Genomic DNA, 17,702 nt, shown 5'->3' on the forward strand with positions numbered 1-17,702 from the left:
GGCGGGGCGTCAGAGCGCCAGGACGGCCTCGACCTCGAACTGCGCGCCCTTGGGCAGGCTGGCGACCCCGAGGGTCGAGCGCGCCGGATAGGGCTGGGGAATGATTTCCGCCATGATGGCGTTGGCGCTGGCGAACTTGCTGAGATCCGTCAGGAACAGGGTGAGCTTGACGATGTCGTTCAGCGTGCCGCCGGCCGCCTCGATGACGGCCTGCATGTTGGCGAAGGACTGGCGGACCTGGCCCTCGAAGTTTTCCGATACCAGCTCGCCCGTGCCGGGCTCCAGCCCGATCTGGCCCGAGAGGAAGACCAGCTTGCCCGCCGGTGCGCTGACCGCCTGGGAATACGGGCCGACGGCGGCCGGGGCGGCATCGGTGTGGATGATTGCCTTGCTCATGGTGGGAGACTCGGTGATGGTTGAAAGACTATCAGAGTGTACCGACCAATAGCAAAAAATAAAAGCCGGCGCGAGCCCGCATCACCCGCTGTTCGAGGTGATGCGGACCCGCGCCGCGCCTGAACCGAGCGGTGAGTGCCGCGCCCTACTTTTCGGCGAAGGCGCGCTCGAAGACGTAGTCGCCGGGCTCGCCGACGCCCGGCGAGGCGACGAAGCCGCGCGCGTCCAGCATGGCGCGGATGTCGGTCAGCATGGCCGGGCTGCCGCAGATCATGGCGCGATCGACGGCGGGATCCAGCGGCGGCAGGCCAATGTCGGTGAACAGCTGGCCGGTTTCCACCAGCGTCGTCAGCCGGCCCTGGTGCTCGTAGGGCTCGCGCGTCACGGTGGGGTAGTAGATCAGCTTCTCGCGCACCATTTCGCCCAGGTATTCGTCCTGGGGCAGCTCGTGGCGGATGTAGTCGGAGTAGGCCAGCTCGCTGACGAAGCGTACGCCGTGCATCAGGATGACTTTCTCGAAGCGGTCGTAGACCTCCGGGTCCTTGATGATGCTGAGGAACGGCGCCAGCCCCGTGCCGGTGGCGAACAGGTACAGGTGGCGGCCCGGACGCAGGTCGTCGACCACCAGCGTGCCCACCGGCTTGCGGCTGACCAGGACGATGTCGCCCGGCTTGAGGTGCTGCAGGCGCGAGGTGAGCGGACCGTTGGGGACCTTGATGCTGAAGAACTCCAGATTGTCCTCGTGGTTGGCGCTGGCGATGCTGTAGGCGCGCATCAGCGGCTTGCCCTCGACTTCCAGCCCCAGCATCACGAAATGGCCGTTGTGGAAGCGCAGGCCGGGATCGCGGGTGGTCTTGAAGGAGAACAGCGTGTCGTTCCAGTGACGCACGCTGAGGACTTGCTCGGAATTGAAAGCGGCCATGACGAAGGTCGGACTCCAGGATTCGGGGTATGGACGGGGATGAACCGGTATGAATAGATGGTACGGCGATGGCCGGGAAACGCAAGGCCGGACCTTGCGAGGCGCAGGGGTTTTCTTGATTTCGCGCAAGATGGCGTGCGAAAGCGGGCCGCCGGGCCAGGATCGGGGCGCATTTTAATACGTTCAGCTTGCTTTAAACTGAACGCGATGCTAAATTTCGATCCTATTTGAGAACTATTCTCATTTTAACTCTTCGAGCGAGCCGCCGCCATGCCCATCCGTCTCCGCGCCCCTTCCGTCGTCCGACGCCTGTCCCTGCTGGCCGCCGCCCTGCCGCTGATGGCGGGCACCGCCCTGGCGGCGGAGGTCAATCTGTACACCACCCGCGAGCCCAAGCTCGTCGAGCCGCTGCTGTCCGCCTTCACCCAGGACACCGGCGTCAAGGTCAATACGGTCTTCGTCAAGGACGGCCTGCTGGAACGGGTGCGCGCCGAAGGCGCGCAATCGCCGGCCGACGTGCTGATGACGGTGGACATCGGCAATCTGCTGGACCTGGTGGACGGCGGGGTGACCCAGCCGGTCGACTCCGCCACGCTGAAGGCCTCGATCCCCGCGTACCTGCGCGGGGCCGACGACCAGTGGTTCACCCTGTCGCTGCGCGACCGGGTCGCCTACGTCGCCAAGGACCTGGACATCAAGTCCTTCCACTACGAGGACCTGGCCGACCCGCGCTGGAAGGGCAAGGTCTGCATCCGCTCCGGCCAGCATCCCTACAACACCGCGCTCATCGCCGCGATGATCGCCCATGACGGCCCCGAGGCCGCGGAACAATGGCTGCGCGGCGTGAAGGCCAATCTGGCCCGCCCCGCCGCCGGCGGCGACCGCGACGTGGCGCGCGACATCCTGGGCGGGATCTGCGACGTCGGCATCGCCAACGCCTACTACGCCGGCCACATGAAGAACGCGGCCGAAGGCAGCGACGCCCGCCGCTGGGGCGACGCCATCCGCGTCATCCGGCCCACCTTCAAGAATGCGCCGGGCACCCACGTCAACATCTCCGGCGCCGCCGTGGCGCGCCATGCGCCGAACCGCGCCGAGGCCGTCCGGTTGCTGGAATACCTGATCTCGGACAAGGCGCAGACCCTCTACGCCCAGGCCAACTACGAATACCCCGTCAAGGCGGGCGTGATGCTGGATCCGACCGTGGCGAGCTTCGGCCTCCTGCGCATCGACACCCTGCCCCTGACCGAGATCGCGCGCCACCGCAAGCAGGCCAGCGAGCTGGTCGATCGCGTCGGCCTGAACCGATAGGCGGGAAGTCTTGGCAAGGCGGGACGCCAGGGCGGCGGGCGGCCGGTTCCAGACCTGGCCCTGGCACGCCGGAACGGCCCTGGCGGCGCTGGGCGTGCTGGCGCCGGTCCTGGCCCTGGTGGGCCAGGCGGGCGCGGGCGCGGGCGGCCACTGGAGCCACCTGCTGCGCTTCGTGCTGCCGGACGCGCTGGCCCAGACCCTGGGCCTGCTCGCCGGAGTCGGCCTGCTGGCCGCCGCCCTGGGCGTGGGTGCCGCCTGGCTGGTGACGGCCTACGAGTTCCCCGGCCGCAGGATCCTGTCCTGGGCGCTGCTGCTGCCGCTGGCCGTGCCCACCTACGTCGTGGCCTACGCCTACCTGGACATCCTGCATCCCATCGGCCCCGTCCAGGAAGCCCTGCGCGCCCTGCTGGGCCATGCCAGCCCGCGCGACTTCCGCCTGCCCGACCTGCGCAGCCTGCCGGGCGCCATCGTGCTGCTGGCCTTCGTGCTCTATCCCTACGTCTACCTGACCACCCGCAGCATGTTCGCCAGCCAGGCGGCCCACCTGATGGAAGCCGCCCGGCTGCTCGGCCACGGCCCGTGGAGCGCCTTCCGCCACGTGGCCCTGCCACTGGCCCGTCCGGCCATCGCCGTGGGCCTGTGCCTGGTGCTGCTGGAAACCCTGAACGACATCGGCGCCTCCGAATTCCTCGGGGTCCAGACCCTGACCGTGGCCCTCTACACCACCTGGGTGACGCGCTCCGACCTGGCGGGCGCCGCGCAGATCGCGCTGGTGGCCCTGGCGCTGGTGACCGTCCTGATCGCGGTCGAGCGCCACGGCCGGCGGCGCCTGCGCTACACCGGCGCCCGCCGCGCGGCGCCGATCCGCCCGCGCCGGCTGCGCGGCGCGGCGGGCTGGCTGGCGGCGCTGCTGGGCCTGGCGCCGGTCGTGGCGGGCTTCGCCGCGCCGGCCGCCTACCTGCTGGCCCTCGCCCTCGAACGGCTGGGCGGCGGCCAGGGCCCCTCGCCCGCCCTGCTGCGGGCCGCGGAGCAGACGCTGACGGTCTCGGCCCTGGCCACGGCTGCCACCGTGGCCATCGGCCTGGTCGTCGCCTGGAGCCGCCGCATCCTGCCGCGGGCGGCCGCCTGGCGGCGCGCCCTGCCCCGGCTGGCGACGCTGGGCTATGCCCTGCCCGGCACCGTCCTGGCGATCGGCCTGCTGTTTCCCCTGATGGCGGTCGAGCGGGGCCTGGCGGCGCTGCGCGCGGGCGCGGGGCTGGACCCGGCGGGCCTGGTGCTGCTGGGCACCCCGACCGCCCTGGCGCTGGCCTACGTGATCCGCTTCCTCGCCATTCCCGTGGGGACGCTGGAAGCGGGCCTGGACCGGATCCCGCCGTCCCTGGACCAGGCCGCGCGGCTGCTGGGCGAGAACGTCCACGGCACGCTGCGGCGCGTGCACCTGCCGCTGCTGCGCCCGGCTCTGGCCGCCTCGGCGCTGCTGGTGTTCGTGGACGCGATGAAGGAACTGCCCGCCACCCTGCTGCTGCGGCCGCTGAACTTCGACACCCTGGCGACCTGGCTGTACGCCGAGGCCGCGCGCGGCACCTACGAGGAAGGCGCCATCGCCGCCCTGGGCATCGTCGCCGCCGGCCTGCTGCCCGTGATCCTGCTGGCCCGTTTGATGGACCGGCCCGCCGCCTGAGAGCCCGACATGCTGGAACTGGACCGGATTTCCCTGAGCTACGCCGCCGACGGCGGCCGGCGCCCCGTGCTGCGCGCCCTGAGCCTGACCCTGGAGCGCGGCCAGATCGCCTGCCTGCTGGGCGCCTCGGGCTGCGGCAAGACCAGCGTGCTGCGCGCCATCGCCGGCTTCGAGCCGCTGGACGGCGGTTCGATCCGGCTGGACGGGCGCCTGCTGTCGGGCGAAGGCGCCCGCGTCGAGCCCGAGCACCGGCGCGTGGGCATGATGTTCCAGGACTACGCGCTGTTCCCCCACCTGGACGTGGCGGCCAACGTCGGTTTCGGCCTGCGCCGCCTGGACGCCGCCGAGCGCGGCCGGCGCGTGCGCGCCCTGCTGGAGCTGGTGGGCCTGGCGGGCCAGGAGGCGCGCCGCCCCCATGAGCTGTCCGGCGGCCAGCAGCAGCGCGTGGCGCTGGCCCGGGCGCTGGCGCCCGAACCCGAGCTGCTGCTGCTCGACGAGCCCTTCTCCAACCTGGACGTGGACGCCCGCGAACGGCTGGCGTTTGAATTGCGCGACCTGCTGAAGGCGGCGGGGCGCACGGCGCTGGTGGTCACTCACAACCAGGCGGAGGCCTTCGCCGTGGCGGACCGGATCGGCATCCTGCAGGCCGGCCGGCTGGCCCAGTGGGACACGCCCTACGGCATGCACCACCACCCCGCCACGCCGGAGATCGCGGCCTTCATCCAGCGCGAGGCCCTGATGGCCCGGCGCGCCCAGGCCGCCCTGCGCGGCGCGCCCCCGGCCGCCGCCTGAGCGGTTCGAGACGCCGGCGCCCGACTTCAGTCCTCGTCGGGCCGATCCGTGTCCGGTTCGTCGAGCCCCAGTTCGCGGCATTTGCGGGTCAGGGTGTTGCGGCCGATCCCCAGGCGCAGCGCGGCCTCGCCTCGGCGGCCGCCGGCCTGGCGCAGCCCGGCCCGCAGCAGCGTGCGCTCGAAGTCCCGCTGCAGCGTGTCCATCACGCAGGGTTCGCGGCGGGCCAGCCGGCCGCGCGCCTCGGCCTCCAGGGCGGCGCGCCAGTCGGGCCGCGCCGCGCCGCCCTGCCCCGGCGCATGCGCGGGATCGAGGCCGGCGCCAGGGGCGGAACCGGCTCCAGCGGGACCGCTGCCCGGTCCGCTTGCGGAATCGGCCGCGCCGGCGGCATCGGCGCCCAGGATTTCCGGCGGCAGGTCCTCCAGCCCGACCTCGGCGCTGGGCGCCATCACCGTCAGCCACTGGCAGACGTTCTCCAGCTGGCGGATGTTGCCGGGATAGTCGAAGCGGCGCAGCGCCGCCAGCGCGGCGGGATCGGGCCGGCGCACCGGCACGCCGAGTTCCGCGGCGCTGCGCGCCAGGAAATGCCGCGCCAGGGATTCGATGTCCTCGCGGCGCTCCCGCAGGGGCGGCAGGCGCAGGCGGATGACGTTCAGGCGGTGGAACAGGTCGGCGCGGAACAGGCCCGCGCGCACGCGCTCTTCGAGCGGCTGGTGGGTCGCGGCCACGATGCGCACGTCGGCCTGGACGGGCCGCGCGCCGCCCACCCGGTAGAAGGCGCCTTCGGCCAGCACCCGCAGCAGGCGGGTCTGCAGCTCGGCCGGCATGTCGCCGATCTCGTCCAGGAACAGCGTGCCGCCATCGGCTTCCTCGAAGCGTCCCCGGCGCGACTGCACCGCCCCGGTGAAGGCGCCGCGCTCGTGGCCGAACAGCTCGGCCTCCAGCAGGTCGCGCGGGATCGCGGCGGCGTTCACCGCCACGAAGGGGCCGGCGGCGCGGCGGCTGTGCCGGTGCAGGGCGCGGGCCACGAGCTCCTTGCCGGTTCCCGATTCCCCGGTGATGAGCACCGTGGCGCCGGACTGGGACAGGCGGCCGATGGCGCGGAACACGTCCTGCATGGCGGGCGACTGCGAGGGCGCCATTTCCGCCTCGCCCAGCACGAATCCGGCATCGCCGGCGGAGTCTTCCCCCGCGGCGCCGGCCCGGGTGCGCGACGGCGCCGACTGGGCGGCGCGGCCGATCAGCTCGACGGCGGCCTGGATGTCGAAGGGCTTGGCCAGGTAGTCGAAGGCGCCCTGCTCGAAGGCCGCCACGGTCGTGTCCAGGTCGGTATAGGCCGTCATCATGATGACGGGCAGGCCGGGCAGGCGCGCGCGCACCGCCGCCAGCACGGTCAGGCCGTCGGGGCCCGGCATGCGGATGTCGGACACCAGCACGGCCGGCGCGCACGGGTCCTCCGCGCCCTCCAGCGCGTCGAGCGCTTCCTTCAGCGCCGCGCCGTCGGCGAAGCTGCGCACCGGCCAGCCGGCCCTGTCCAGGGCCTTTTCCAGCACCCAGCGCATGCCGGGCTCGTCGTCCAGGATCCAGATCGGGTTCATGCGGCTCCCTGTCTTTCGATGCCCCGCCTTCCGGCTGCCCGCCCCCTGGCTCCCCGCATCCCGCTCATGCGACCTCCAGCGGCAGCAGCAGGCGGAATTCGGTGCGGCCGGGGGCGGAATCGAATTCCAGCAGGCCGCCCTGGCGCTGCAGGCATTCCTGGGCCAGGCTCAGGCCCAGGCCGGTGCCCTGCGCCCGCCCGGTCACCAGGGGATGGAAGAGCTTGTCGCGCAGGGCCTCGGGCACGCCGGGACCGTTGTCGGCGACCGCGATCCGCAGCCCCATGCGGTGCTGGCCGTCGGCCAGCACCGGCTGATGCAGGATGCGGGTGCTGATCCGCAGCACCGGAGCGGCCACGTCCGCCGTCTCGGCCAGCGCCTGGGCGCCGTTGCGCGCCACGTTCAGCAGCGCCTGCAGCAGGGGGTCGCGGTCGGCGCGCATGTCCGGCACCGAGGCGTCGTAGTCGCGCTCCAGGCGGATCCGCTCGCCGAACTCCAGGCGGATCAGGGCCAGGACCCGCTCGCACACCTCATGGATGTTGAAGACGCTGGGCGCGGCGGCCGGCTGGCTGGGCGAGGCCAGGCGGGTCACCAGGTCGGCCAGGCGGTCGGCCTCGGCCACGATCACGCGGGTGTATTCGCGCAGGTCGTCGCGCGGCAGCTCCATTTCCAGCAGCTGGGCGGCGGCGCGCAGGCCCGCCAGGGGATTGCGCACCTCGTGGGCGAGGTTGCGCAGGGTCTCGCGCTGCGCGGCCTGGCGGCCGCGGGCCTGGCGCAGGTCGTCCAGGTGGCTGCCCTGATGGACCGGAATCTCGATCACCCAGGCCCAGGGCTGGCCGCGCAGCGGCGTCTTCAGGACGCTGTCGAAGCCCTCCAGCCAGGGCTGCGCGGGCTGCCCCGCCAGCTGGCGCAGGGACTGGCCCAGCAGTTCCTCCGCCGCGCCGTTGGCATGGCGGATGTGGTGGGACTCGTCCAGCAGCAGGACCGCGGTGCGCAGCAGGTCGAGGCCGGACGTGTCCACCCCGGGCCCCGCTAGAGCGTGTAGTACAGGTCGAATTCGACCGGGTGCGGGGTCACGCGCAGGCGGTCGAGCTCATTGGCCTTCAGGTCCAGGTAGGCGTCCAGCAGGTCGTTGCTGAAGACCCCGCCGCGCGTCAGGAACTCGCGGTCGCGGTCCAGGGCTTCCAGGGCCTGTTCCAGCGAGGAGCACACCGTCGGGATCTTGGCGTCTTCCTCCGGCGGCAGGTCGTAGAGGTTCTTGTCGGCCGGGTCGCCCGGGTGGATCTTGTTCTGGACGCCGTCCAGGCCCGCCATCATCAGGGCGGAGAAGGCCAGGTACGGATTGGCCAGGGGATCCGGGAAGCGCGCCTCGACGCGGCGCGCCTTGGGGTTGCTGACGTAGGGGATGCGGATCGAGGCCGAGCGGTTGCGCGCGGAATACGCGAGCTTGACCGGCGCCTCGTAGTGCGGCACCAGGCGCTTGTAGGAATTCGTGCCCGGGTTGGTGAGGGCGTTCAGGGCGCGGGCGTGATGGATGATGCCGCCGATGTAGTACAGGGCGAATTCCGACAGCCCGCCGTAGCCGTTGCCGGCGAACAGGTTCTGGCCGTCCTTCCAGATGGACTGGTGCACGTGCATGCCCGAGCCGTTGTCGCCCACCACGGGCTTGGGCATGAAGGTGGCGGTCTTGCCGTAGACGTGGGCCACGTTGCGGATCACGTACTTCATGATCTGGGTCCAGTCGGCGCGCTGCACCAGGGTGGAAAAGCGCGTGCCGATCTCCAGCTGGCCGCAGTTGGCGACCTCGTGGTGGTGGACCTCGACGGGCACGCCCATCTGCTCCATCAGCAGGCACATTTCCGAGCGCATGTCGGCGAAGGAATCGATCGGCGGCACGGGCACGTAGCCGCCCTTGACGGCGGGACGGTAGCCCAGGTTGTTGCCGTTGGACTCGCTGGCGTTGGACCAGGCGGCCTCGTCCGACGAAATCTTGACGAAGCTGCCGCTCATGTCCGCGTTCCAGCTCACGCCGTCGAAGACGAAGAATTCGGGTTCCGGGCCGAAGTAGGCGGTGTCGCCCAGGCCGCTGGACTTGAGGTAGGCCTCGGCGCGGCGGGCCAGGGAGCGCGGATCGCGGTCGTAGCCCTTCAGGTCGGACGGCTCGACCACGTCGCAGGTCAGGATCAGCGTGGTTTCCTCGCGGAAGGGATCCAGGCGGGCCGTGCCGGCGTCCGGGATCAGGATCATGTCGGAGGCCTCGATGCCCTTCCAGCCGGGCAGCGACGAGCCGTCGAAGGCGACGCCCGATTCCATCCGGTCCTCGTCCACCAGTCCCGCGGGGACGGTCAGGTGATGTTCCCGACCCAGGGTGTCGGTAAAGCGGAAATCCACGAACGCCACTTCGCGTTCGGCGATCATCTGCACAACGTTTTCAGGGGTGGACATAAAAGCTCCTGCGCCAAGTCATGTCGTCAAAGGGGAAAGCCCGAGGCTTCGTCGGTTTCATTAGCAATGACCGTGCCAACTTTCAGGGCCGCGATTCCAGGGGGCGTGAGCCCTTTGCCGGTGCCGGGGCGGTCATTTCGGCGCATGGACGCACCATTCAGGTGCACATTCTAGTGCAGATCCGGGTGTATGCACCAGAACGGTGCGAATCCGCGTGCATGGATGCGGGGATGCGGGATGCGGGATGCGGGGTGCGGGGAGCCAAGGGCCGGACATCCCGGCGCGTCTCCGCCCCGGGACCGGCCCTTTCCGGCATTCGACGTCCGGCGGCGGGCCAGTGTCCGGGCCCGGCGTCCGGTGTCTGTCGTCCGGTGTCTGTCGTCCGGTGTCTGTCGTCCGGTGTCTGCCGTCCGGTGTCTGCCGTCCGGCGGCTCAGGGCAGGAATTCCATCTGCAGTTCGTTCAGGAAGCGCCAGCCCTGGGGCGTGGCGCAGATCCGGTCCAGGCCGGGTTCGAGCAGGCCGCGGTCCACCGCGCGGCGCATGGCCGGCAGGAGGGCCATCAGCGACAGGCCGGTGCGCTCGATGAACAGCCCGCCCTCGACGCCTTCGCGCAGGCGCAGGGCGTTGAGCATGAACTCGAAGCCCAGATCGCCGTGGCTCAGTTCGCGGCGTTCGACCACGTGCCGGCCGGCCCCCTCGGTCGCCAGCCGCATCCAGGCGTCCGGCATGCGCGCCCGCGCCTGGCGCGTGATGCGGTCCTGGAAGGAGATCTTGGAATGCGCCCCCGGGCCGATCCCCAGGTAGTCGCCGAAGCGCCAGTAGTTCAGATTGTGCTGGCAGGCCTGGTGGGGCCGCGCGTAGGCCGAGACCTCGTAGCGGTCGAAGCCCGCCGCCTGCACCAGTTCCGCCACCCGGTCCTGCATGGCCGCGCTCAGTTCGTCGTCCGGCACCCGGGGCGGGTATTTGGCGAAGACCGTGTTGGGCTCCAGCGTCAGGTGGTAGAGCGACAGGTGCCCCGTGCCGAAGGCCAGGGCCTCGCGCACGTCCCGTTCGCACTCGGCCAGGGTCTGCTCCGGCAGCGCGAACATCAGGTCCAGGTTGACCCGGTCCACGGCGCGCTGGGCCATTTCGATGGCCGCGCGCGCCTGGGCGGCGTCGTGGATGCGTCCGAGGCGGCGCAGCTTGTCGTCGTCGAAGCTCTGGATGCCGAGCGAAATCCGGTTCACCCCGGCCTGGGCGTAGCCCTGGAAGCGGGCGGCCTCGGCGGTGCCCGGATTGGCTTCCAGGGTGATCTCCACGCCGGGGGGCAGGTTCAGGTAGGCGCGGAACAGGCCGATGATCCGGTCGATCGCCTCGGCCGACAGCAGGCTGGGCGTGCCGCCGCCGAAGAACACCGTCGAGACCGGCCGGCCCCAGACGTCCGGCACGGCCTGCTCCAGGTCGGCCTGCAGCGCCTGCAGGTAGGCTTCTTCCGGCAGCTCGCCGCTGCGCTCGTGCGAATTGAAGTCGCAATACGGGCATTTGTGCACGCACCAGGGCACGTGCACGTACAGCGACAGCGGCGGCAGCGCCACCAGGCCGGGCTTGCCGCGCACGCCGGGGCGGCCATCGCCTTCGCGTTCGGGCGTGGGAACGGGCACCAGGCGCTTCATCGCGGCGCTCCGCCCGCCGGGCCGCCGTCCTGGTCCGGGAACGAGCCGAATTCGCCGCGCAGCGCCCACAGCAGGCCGCGCAGGGCGCGTGCGCGGTGGCTGAGGATGTTCTTCTGCTCCAGGGGCAGCTCGGCGGCGGTCATGCCCAGGTCGGGCAGGTAGAAATACGGGTCGTAGCCGAAGCCGTTGGCGCCCCGCGGGGCGTCCAGGACCTCGCCGTCCCAGGAGCCCTCGACCACGATGGGGCGTGGGTCGTCGGCGCTGCGCATGTAGACCAGGACGGCGACGTAGCTGCCGCGCCGGTCGGTGCGGCCGGCCATCTCGGCCACCAGCCGGGCGTTGTTGGCCGCGTCCGAGCGCGTGCCGTCCGGCATCCGGGCGTAGCGCGCCGAATGGACGCCGGGCGCGCCGCCGAGGGCGTGGACGCACAGGCCGGAATCGTCGGCCAGCGCCGGCAGGCCGGTGGCGCGGCTGGCGTGGCGCGCCTTGGCCAGGGCGTTTTCCACGAAGGTGTGGAAGGGTTCCTCCGCCTCGGACACGCCCAGCGCACTCTGCGGCACCATGTCGATGCCGGCGGCCGCCAGGCTGGCGGAAAACTCCCTCAATTTGCCCGGATTGCCCGAGGCCAGCACGACCTTTTTCATCGCCGGGCCGTCCCGAGACGAGCTGGCCGCAGGCGCGGCGTGGGGGCCACTTTTTTCATGCCGCCTCCAGGGCGCGCGCCTGCGCGCGGATCAGGGCCTGGATGCCGACGGTGGCCAGGTCCAGCAGACCGTCCAGCTCGTCGCGGCGGAAGCTGCCGCCTTCGCCCGTGCCCTGCACCTCGACGAAATCCCCGGCGCCGGTCATGACCACGTTCATGTCGGTGTCGCAGGCGGCGTCTTCCGGATAGTCCAGGTCCAGCACCGGGCGCCCGTCCACGATGCCGACCGAGACGGCGGCCACCTGGCCGCGCAGCGGATCGGCCGCCAGCTGGCCGCCGGCCATCAGACGGCGCACCGCCAGCGCCGCCGCCACCCAGGCGCCGGTGATGCTGGCGCAGCGGGTGCCGCCGTCGGCCTGCAGCACGTCGCAATCCAGGTGCAGCGTGCGCTCGCCCAGCGCCCGCAGGTCGAACACCGCGCGCAGGCCGCGGCCGATCAGGCGCTGGATTTCCTGGGTGCGGCCGCTCTGCTTGCCGCGGGCCGCCTCGCGCTCGCCGCGGGTGTGCGTGGCGCGCGGCAGCATGCCGTATTCCGCCGTGACCCAGCCCTGCCCGCGCCCCTTCAGGAAGGGCGGCACCTTGTCCAGCACGCTGGCGTTGCACAGCACGCGGGTGTCGCCCATGCAGGCCAGTACCGAGCCTTCGGCGTGGCGCGTATAGCCGGTCAGCAGTTCGATGGGGCGCAGTTCGTCGGGCCGGCGGCCGGACGGCCGCGGCGGGGCGGAAACGGGGGCGGAGGGGAGCGTCATGAGGGAATTTCCTGCGATGGGCCGCGCGATGGGGCCGGACTACAATAAGGCCCCATTGTAGATAAACGCCGACGAGACCGCCCCATGATCCGCAGCATGACCGCCTTTGGCTCCGCCCGTCTGGATTCCGACGCCGGCTCGATCAGCGCCGAGATCCGCAGCGTCAACAACCGCTTTCTGGACCTGAGCCTGCGGATCCCGGAAGATCTGCGCTTCGCCGAATCCCGCCTGCGCGACCTGGTCGGCCGCCAGGCCCTGCGCGGTAAGGTCGAGCTCAAGCTGAGCTACGCCGCGCTCGACCGCGAGGCCCTGCGCCCGCTGGATCCCGAGGCGGTGCGCGCGCTGGCCGAACAGCTGCAATGGGCGCGCCGATTCATTCCCGACCTGCCCGCCCCCACGCTGGCCGAACTCCCGCGCGAAGGCGGGCTGCGCGGCGGGCTGGACGCCGAAGTCTGGCTGCCCCTGTGCGAGCAGGCCTGCGCGCAGGCCCTGGAGGAATTCGGCGCCGCGCGCCAGCGCGAGGGCGCCCGGCTGGCCGAGGCGATGCTGGCCATGGCCGGGGAGGTCGATGCCATCGTCGCGCGCGTGGAAACCGAACTGCCGGCCCTGGTGCGCCAGCACCAGGAGCGCGTCGCCCAGCGCCTGCGCGAGGCCCTGGAGGCCGCCAGCCCGGAGGGCTTCGCCGCCATCGGCGGGGCCGAGCTCACCGCCCGCATCGCCCAGGAAGCCAGCCTGTTCGGCCTGCGCGTGGACGTGGCCGAGGAACTCACCCGGCTGCGCTCGCACCTGCAGGAACTGCGCGAGATCCTGTCCGGCAGGCATGCGTCCGCGGCGCGCGGCGGCAGCGGCAAGCGGCTGGACTTCCTGTTCCAGGAAATGAACCGCGAGGCCAACACCCTGGGCTCCAAGGCCGCCGCCCTGTCCGTCACCCAGGCCGCCATCGACCTGAAGCTGCTGATCGAGCAGATGCGGGAGCAGGCGCAGAACATCGAGTGACCGCCTGGGGGAAACCCCCATTTCTGCGTCATCTTGATCCAAGTTAAGGCGCTCGACCCCGGTAATTGATCTCGGGGGTTCGGGCGCTCTGCGCGCCGCCTTTGGGCACCCGGTCCGTGCCGCTCAGAAAAAACATCAAGAACATTTCGTATCTCTATGATACATAGGAATATGTTCTTGAAAAACAATCTCTTGGACGCGGTCATTCACGCCGTTTCTCCATCTTGCGCCGCAGCAAAGAAAACCATCGTTTGATGTTTTCCTGATCTTTCATGCATCAACCATATCCCGCATCCGGCTTGATGGCTTCGCGGCTGCCCGGCCACCCCCGCTCCTAGACTGTCCCTGCCATCCACAACCTGGAGGAAAGGGAATCATGGCGCAACGCATCATCGACGGGGTCCTGGCGGCCCTGGCGGGCCTGGTCAGCGTGCTGCTGTCCTGGCCCTATTGGCGAGATTTCGAGTACTGGCCGGAATCCCATGCCATGTGGTGGCTGTACATCGCCACGGGCTACGTCCTGGCGGTGTACGTGTTCTACATCTTCATGGGCAGCCTGCGCACCCTGTTCCTGCATGACGAGCAGGCGCGGGCCCCGGCCGCCGGACGCGAAGGCCTGGCGCGGGAGGAACGGTCATGAGCTGCCTGAATGGTGCCGACTGCCGCGAACCGGCCATCCGCCGCGGCGCCCTGGCCGTGCTGGGGCTGATGCTGGCGATCTTCCTGCTGCTGTCGGTCTGGTCCTTCCTGCCTTCCCGGGTGCAGGCCATCCCCGACTCGATCCAGTACGGCGGCGTGGACGCGGTGGAAGGCAAGCGCGTCTTCCAGGCCTACAACTGCATGGGCTGTCACACCATCGTCGGCAACGGCGCCTATTTCGGGCCCGACCTGACGCGCATCTACGCCGACGCCGGGCCGGCCTGGCTGGCCGCCTTCCTGCCCTCGGCGGGCGGCTGGCCGACCTCGGCCGCCGTGCGGGTGCAGCTGCAGAACCCCGCGGCCCAGGAAGACGCCGGCTCCGCCGACCTGCAGGCCTACCTGCGGCGCCATCCCGGCGCGGCCGAACGGCTGGACCAGCGTGGGGGCCGGCACACGCTGATGCCCAACCTGCCGCTGGACGCGCGCGAGGTCACGGCGCTGATCGCCTTCCTGAAATACACCTCGGCCATGCACACCGAGGGCTGGCCGCCCAAGCCGCGCGAGGACCGGCGGATTCCCGCCGGCCTGGCCGGGCCGGCGGCGGCCGGCGGCACGGCAGCCCCCGTGGCTCCCGCCACGACAGCCTCCGCCCCGGCGGCCGCGGCCGCCGCGCCGGACGCGCAGGCCCAGGATCCCGTGGCGCGCGGCCGCCAGCTGGTCTCCGACCTGGGCTGCGTGGCCTGCCATGCCACCGACCAGAAGCGCACCGTGGGCCCGGGCTGGGGCGGCCTGGCCGGCCACGCGGTCGAGCTGGCCGACGGCACCACCGTCACGGCGGACGAGGCCTACCTGGTCCGCTCGATCCGCCAGCCCGACGCCCAGATCGTCGCGGGCTACCCGCCGCACGTCATGCCGTCCTACGACGCGCTGATCGACGAGGCCGACATGAAGGCCATCGTGGCCTTCCTGCGCAGCCTGTGAAAAGGAAGCCATCATGATCAAGATCGACTATCAGACACAGCGCCTGAGCCTGCGCTTCTTCCTGCTGATGCTGGTGCTGTTCGGATTCCAGGTCCTGTTCGGCCTGCTGATCGCCGTGCAGCACGTGGACCCGCACCTGCTCTCGGGCATCCTCAACTTCAACGTCCTGCGCGCCGAGCACACCAATCTCGGCATCCTCTGGATCCTGTCGGGCTTCATCGGCACCATCCTCTTCATCGGCCCCCTGCTGTCGCGCCGCGAGCTGGCCGCTCCCGGCCTGATCCGCTTCCTGTTCTGGGCCCTGCTGGCGGTCACGCTGTGGAACGTCGCCACCCAGTCCCTGGCGGCGCGCGGCATCGCCGGCTGGTGGCTGGGGCAGCCCTGGCTGCAGGAAGGCCTGGAATACCTGGAGGCCGGCCGCGCCGCCGACATCGTCATCTTCGTCGGCTTCGCCATCCTGGCCTGGGTGGTGCTGCGCACCTTCCCGGCGCGCCGCGAATGGAACGAGATCCACTGGGGGCTGGCGATCGGGGTCACCGCCCTGACCTTCGTCTGGCTGTTCGGCGTGTTCTTCGTCGAGCGCCTGGACCTGCAGGAATACTTCCGCTGGTACGTGGTGCACTACTGGGTCGAGGGCGTCTGGGAAGTCATCCACATCAGCCTGGTCGGCTTCCTGCTGGTGCTGATGTTCAAGGCCGACGTCAAGGCGGTGGGCTACGCCGTGTTCTGGGGCGTGGCGATGGTCTGGCTGTCGGGCCTGATCGGCAACGCCCACCATTACTTCTGGATCGGCACGCCGGAATTCTGGCAGTTCTGGGGCTCGCTGTTCAGCGCCCTGGAACCGCTGCCGCTGGTGTTCTGCTTCTGGCACATCTACCTGGACGCCCACCAGGACCGCCGCCCGCTGGAAAACGCCCCGGCCTTCTACTTCATCCTCGGCTCGGTGGTGCTGGAGCAGGTGGGCGCCGGCATCCTGGGCTTCACCATGACCTTCGCGCTGACCAACGTCTGGTCGCACGGCACCTGGGTCACGCCCAGCCACGCTCACCTGGCGCTGTTCGGCACCTTCGGCATGCTGGGCATCGCCTCGGCCTACTACGCGCTGCCCCTGCTGCGCGGCGTCAAGGACTTCGACCAGCGGCTGGGCCGGATCGCCTTCTGGCTGGTCTTCGCCGGCATGCTGGGCATCGCCTTCGCCTTCGCCATCGGCGGCACGATCCAGGTCTTCCTGTACCGCGCCATGGGGCTGAACTGGTTCGGCGGCCAGGTCTTTCCCGCGATGCAGTTCTACAAGGTCCTGGTGCCGGTGTTCGGCCTGGTCTTCCTCACCGGCGCGGGCCTGCTGATCTACGACCTGCTGACGCTGGGGCTGCGCGCCCGCACCGCTCCCCGTCCGCAGGTGGTCCCGCCCGCGGCCGGCGCGGGACGCTGGGGCCGCACGCTGCACGGCGCGGAAGCCGGCCTGTGGCTGATGGGCATGTGGCTCTTCGGCGCCTTCATCACCCTGGGGCTGCTCAGCTTCAACCTGGATGCCGTGGCCCAGGGCGATCCGACCATCCCCTACGTCCTGGCCGGCCTGGGCTACCCGGGCCTGCTGCTGATCACGCTGCTGTTCGTCTGGCGCTTCCTGGCCTCGCTGGAGGCGCGGGTGGCCGGGGCGGCGGGCGAACCGGCGCCGTCCGGCCCCGCCGCCGGCCCGGCACCGCTCGATCAGGCCGCCCGGGCCTGAGCTCCCCGGCGCAGGGCGGCCTGGCGCACCGCCCAGGCCGCCAGCAGGAACGGCGCCGTCAGCGGCGGCAGTTCCAGCGCCTGGAAGCCCCGCATCAGGCCGAGGCTGAGCAGCGCGCCCAGGCAGGGCCACAGCCAGCGGTCGAGGCGGCCCGGGCGGACCGCCCGCAGCGCCTCGGCCGCGAGCACGGCGTTGAAGCCGTACAGGCCCAGCCCGGCCGCGTCGGACGGGAAGCCCGCCAGGGCCGCCGCCAGCAGGCACAGGCCCGAGGCCAGGCCGGCGGACAGCGCCGCCCCGGGCGCGCCCAGCGCCAGGCCCAGCAGGCACAGGGCGCCGGCGCGGGGATCGTCCAGGAACATCACCTGCCCCACCCCGCGCAGCAGGCCCTGCACCGCCTCGCCCCAGCCGGGATCGACGGCGGCCGCGGCGGCGGCCCGCGGCAGGTCCAGGCCTTCGGCCGCCGCCATCAGCAGCCAGGTCACGAGGACGAAGGGCGCCGTATAGGGCGGCGCCGCGCACCGGTTGCGCCATACCCGCGCCGCCCACGTCGCCAGACAGGCCAGGGGCGCCACCAGGGACCAGGCGAGCGGCCCGGGCGGCAGCACGACCATGATTCCCAGCCCGGTCAGCGCGCCGTTGTAGCCGTCCAGGCCGGCGCGGCCGCCGGCGTCGGCGCGGCCCGCCGACAGGCCCCACACGGTCCCGGTCAAGGCGCCCAGCAGGCAGGCGCCCGCCAGCGTCCAGGACTGCCAGGCCACGGCGGCCAGCAGGACGGCGCCGGCCCGCGCGCTGGGCAGCAGATAGACCTGGCCGATCCCGCGCAGCACCCGGCGGCCGAAGACGGCGCCGAACGGAAACGGATCGCCGGACGAATCATGAACCCGCTGGAACATGGAGCGCGCCTGGAAGATGAATGAATCAATGAATGACGTGGCTGTCGGACCGGAGCCGATGACGGACCGGAGCCGATGAGGGGCCCCAGCCGCGATCGTACAGCGGGAACGGCGCGTGCGGGCGCGGCCGGCGGAATAGCCTCCATTACGGCCGGCGCATGTCCCGGCCCGGCCTCCAGGACCGGCGTACAATCGGGCGGATGTCATCGTCCGATCCATC

The 17,702-nt window shown here is 71.2% G+C and carries 16 protein-coding genes; 7 read left to right on the plus strand and 9 right to left on the minus strand.

The genetic code is table 11. The features are described 5' to 3' along the window. Positions 1-9 precede the first annotated feature (9 nt). Positions 10-396, minus strand: coding sequence for a Rid family detoxifying hydrolase (locus BN940_RS10055; protein ID WP_043682667.1), 387 nt, complete (start codon positions 394-396; stop codon positions 10-12). Positions 397-541: 145 nt separating this feature from the next. Further along, complete coding sequence (locus BN940_RS10060; RefSeq protein WP_043682669.1) at positions 542-1,318, minus strand: ferredoxin--NADP reductase; 777 nt, start codon at positions 1,316-1,318, stop codon at positions 542-544. A 270-nt stretch (positions 1,319-1,588) separates the two neighbouring features. On the opposite strand from BN940_RS10060, the gene BN940_RS10065 reads away from it, so the two are divergent. From BN940_RS10065 to BN940_RS10075, 3 genes are read left to right on the plus strand one after another with little or no spacing between them, the layout of a single operon-like run. Next, positions 1,589-2,629, plus strand: coding sequence for a Fe(3+) ABC transporter substrate-binding protein (locus BN940_RS10065; RefSeq protein WP_043682671.1), 1,041 nt, complete (start codon positions 1,589-1,591; stop codon positions 2,627-2,629). A 10-nt stretch (positions 2,630-2,639) separates the two neighbouring features. Then, positions 2,640-4,310 (plus strand): ABC transporter permease, encoded by a 1,671-nt coding sequence (locus tag BN940_RS10070; protein WP_043682673.1) that lies wholly within the window; start codon positions 2,640-2,642, stop codon positions 4,308-4,310. A 9-nt stretch (positions 4,311-4,319) separates the two neighbouring features. Continuing rightward, positions 4,320-5,102: an ABC transporter ATP-binding protein gene (locus BN940_RS10075; RefSeq protein ID WP_043682674.1), complete on the plus strand. Its 783-nt coding sequence runs from the start codon at positions 4,320-4,322 to the stop codon at positions 5,100-5,102. A gap of 26 nt (positions 5,103-5,128) precedes the next feature. On the opposite strand, the gene ntrC is transcribed toward BN940_RS10075, so the two are convergent. The 6 genes from ntrC to rph form a co-directional block, all read right to left on the minus strand. Then, the gene (gene ntrC, locus BN940_RS10080; RefSeq protein WP_043682675.1) at positions 5,129-6,697 is read right to left on the minus strand and encodes a nitrogen regulation protein NR(I); all 1,569 of its coding nucleotides are present in this window, start codon (positions 6,695-6,697) and stop codon (positions 5,129-5,131) included. Positions 6,698-6,761: 64 nt separating this feature from the next. Continuing rightward, positions 6,762-7,715 (minus strand): nitrogen regulation protein NR(II), encoded by a 954-nt coding sequence (glnL, locus tag BN940_RS10085; protein ID WP_043682676.1) that lies wholly within the window; start codon positions 7,713-7,715, stop codon positions 6,762-6,764. 11 nt (positions 7,716-7,726) lie between these two features. Beyond that, positions 7,727-9,139 (minus strand): type I glutamate--ammonia ligase, encoded by a 1,413-nt coding sequence (glnA, locus tag BN940_RS10090; protein ID WP_043682679.1) that lies wholly within the window; start codon positions 9,137-9,139, stop codon positions 7,727-7,729. Positions 9,140-9,571: 432 nt separating this feature from the next. Beyond that, positions 9,572-10,792, minus strand: coding sequence for a radical SAM family heme chaperone HemW (gene hemW / locus BN940_RS10095; protein ID WP_084330632.1), 1,221 nt, complete (start codon positions 10,790-10,792; stop codon positions 9,572-9,574). Further along, the gene (gene rdgB / locus BN940_RS10100) at positions 10,789-11,436 is read right to left on the minus strand and encodes an RdgB/HAM1 family non-canonical purine NTP pyrophosphatase (protein ID WP_052355771.1); all 648 of its coding nucleotides are present in this window, start codon (positions 11,434-11,436) and stop codon (positions 10,789-10,791) included. The genes hemW and rdgB overlap by 4 nt, the downstream gene beginning before the upstream one ends. A 55-nt stretch (positions 11,437-11,491) precedes the next feature. Beyond that, positions 11,492-12,244, minus strand: a complete 753-nt coding sequence (rph, locus tag BN940_RS10105; protein WP_043682682.1) for a ribonuclease PH — start codon at positions 12,242-12,244, stop codon at positions 11,492-11,494. 84 nt (positions 12,245-12,328) lie between these two features. Between rph and BN940_RS10110 the strand changes: the two genes are divergently transcribed. The 4 genes from BN940_RS10110 to BN940_RS10125 all read left to right on the plus strand — a co-directional run bounded on the left by BN940_RS10110 (position 12,329) and on the right by BN940_RS10125 (position 16,589). Further along, entirely contained in the window at positions 12,329-13,240 is a 912-nt protein-coding gene (locus tag BN940_RS10110) for a YicC family protein (protein WP_043682684.1), read from the plus strand. 376 nt (positions 13,241-13,616) lie between these two features. Beyond that, entirely contained in the window at positions 13,617-13,880 is a 264-nt protein-coding gene (locus BN940_RS10115; RefSeq protein WP_043682687.1) for a hypothetical protein, read from the plus strand. Beyond that, positions 13,877-14,860 (plus strand): c-type cytochrome, encoded by a 984-nt coding sequence (locus tag BN940_RS10120; RefSeq protein ID WP_084330633.1) that lies wholly within the window; start codon positions 13,877-13,879, stop codon positions 14,858-14,860. The genes BN940_RS10115 and BN940_RS10120 overlap by 4 nt, the downstream gene beginning before the upstream one ends. A 13-nt stretch (positions 14,861-14,873) precedes the next feature. Beyond that, positions 14,874-16,589 carry a cbb3-type cytochrome c oxidase subunit I gene (locus BN940_RS10125; protein WP_198408264.1) on the plus strand — a complete coding sequence of 572 codons (1,716 nt, stop codon included), beginning with the start codon at positions 14,874-14,876 and terminating at the stop codon, positions 16,587-16,589. Here BN940_RS10125 and BN940_RS10130 read toward each other — a convergent pair. After that, the gene (locus BN940_RS10130) at positions 16,571-17,482 is read right to left on the minus strand and encodes an urea transporter (protein ID WP_158386273.1); all 912 of its coding nucleotides are present in this window, start codon (positions 17,480-17,482) and stop codon (positions 16,571-16,573) included. The two genes, BN940_RS10125 and BN940_RS10130, sit on opposite strands and share 19 nt — an antisense overlap. Positions 17,483-17,702 lie beyond the last annotated feature (220 nt).

The organism is Castellaniella defragrans 65Phen, from assembly GCF_000612685.1.
Lineage (GTDB): Bacteria > Pseudomonadota > Gammaproteobacteria > Burkholderiales > Burkholderiaceae_B > Castellaniella > Castellaniella defragrans.

Coding starts and splice junctions, on each gene's coding strand:
- BN940_RS10055 (WP_043682667.1), bottom strand. CDS start 396: ATGAGCAAGGCAATCATCCACACCGATGCCGCCCCGGCCGCCGTCGGC.
- BN940_RS10060 (WP_043682669.1), bottom strand. CDS start 1,318: ATGGCCGCTTTCAATTCCGAGCAAGTCCTCAGCGTGCGTCACTGGAAC.
- BN940_RS10065 (WP_043682671.1), top strand. CDS start 1,589: ATGCCCATCCGTCTCCGCGCCCCTTCCGTCGTCCGACGCCTGTCCCTG.
- BN940_RS10075 (WP_043682674.1), top strand. CDS start 4,320: ATGCTGGAACTGGACCGGATTTCCCTGAGCTACGCCGCCGACGGCGGC.
- ntrC (WP_043682675.1), bottom strand. CDS start 6,697: ATGAACCCGATCTGGATCCTGGACGACGAGCCCGGCATGCGCTGGGTG.
- glnA (WP_043682679.1), bottom strand. CDS start 9,139: ATGTCCACCCCTGAAAACGTTGTGCAGATGATCGCCGAACGCGAAGTG.
- hemW (WP_084330632.1), bottom strand. CDS start 10,792: ATGAAGCGCCTGGTGCCCGTTCCCACGCCCGAACGCGAAGGCGATGGC.
- rdgB (WP_052355771.1), bottom strand. CDS start 11,436: ATGAAAAAGGTCGTGCTGGCCTCGGGCAATCCGGGCAAATTGAGGGAG.
- rph (WP_043682682.1), bottom strand. CDS start 12,244: ATGACGCTCCCCTCCGCCCCCGTTTCCGCCCCGCCGCGGCCGTCCGGC.
- BN940_RS10110 (WP_043682684.1), top strand. CDS start 12,329: ATGATCCGCAGCATGACCGCCTTTGGCTCCGCCCGTCTGGATTCCGAC.
- BN940_RS10115 (WP_043682687.1), top strand. CDS start 13,617: ATGGCGCAACGCATCATCGACGGGGTCCTGGCGGCCCTGGCGGGCCTG.
- BN940_RS10120 (WP_084330633.1), top strand. CDS start 13,877: ATGAGCTGCCTGAATGGTGCCGACTGCCGCGAACCGGCCATCCGCCGC.
- BN940_RS10125 (WP_198408264.1), top strand. CDS start 14,874: ATGATCAAGATCGACTATCAGACACAGCGCCTGAGCCTGCGCTTCTTC.
- BN940_RS10130 (WP_158386273.1), bottom strand. CDS start 17,482: ATGTTCCAGCGGGTTCATGATTCGTCCGGCGATCCGTTTCCGTTCGGC.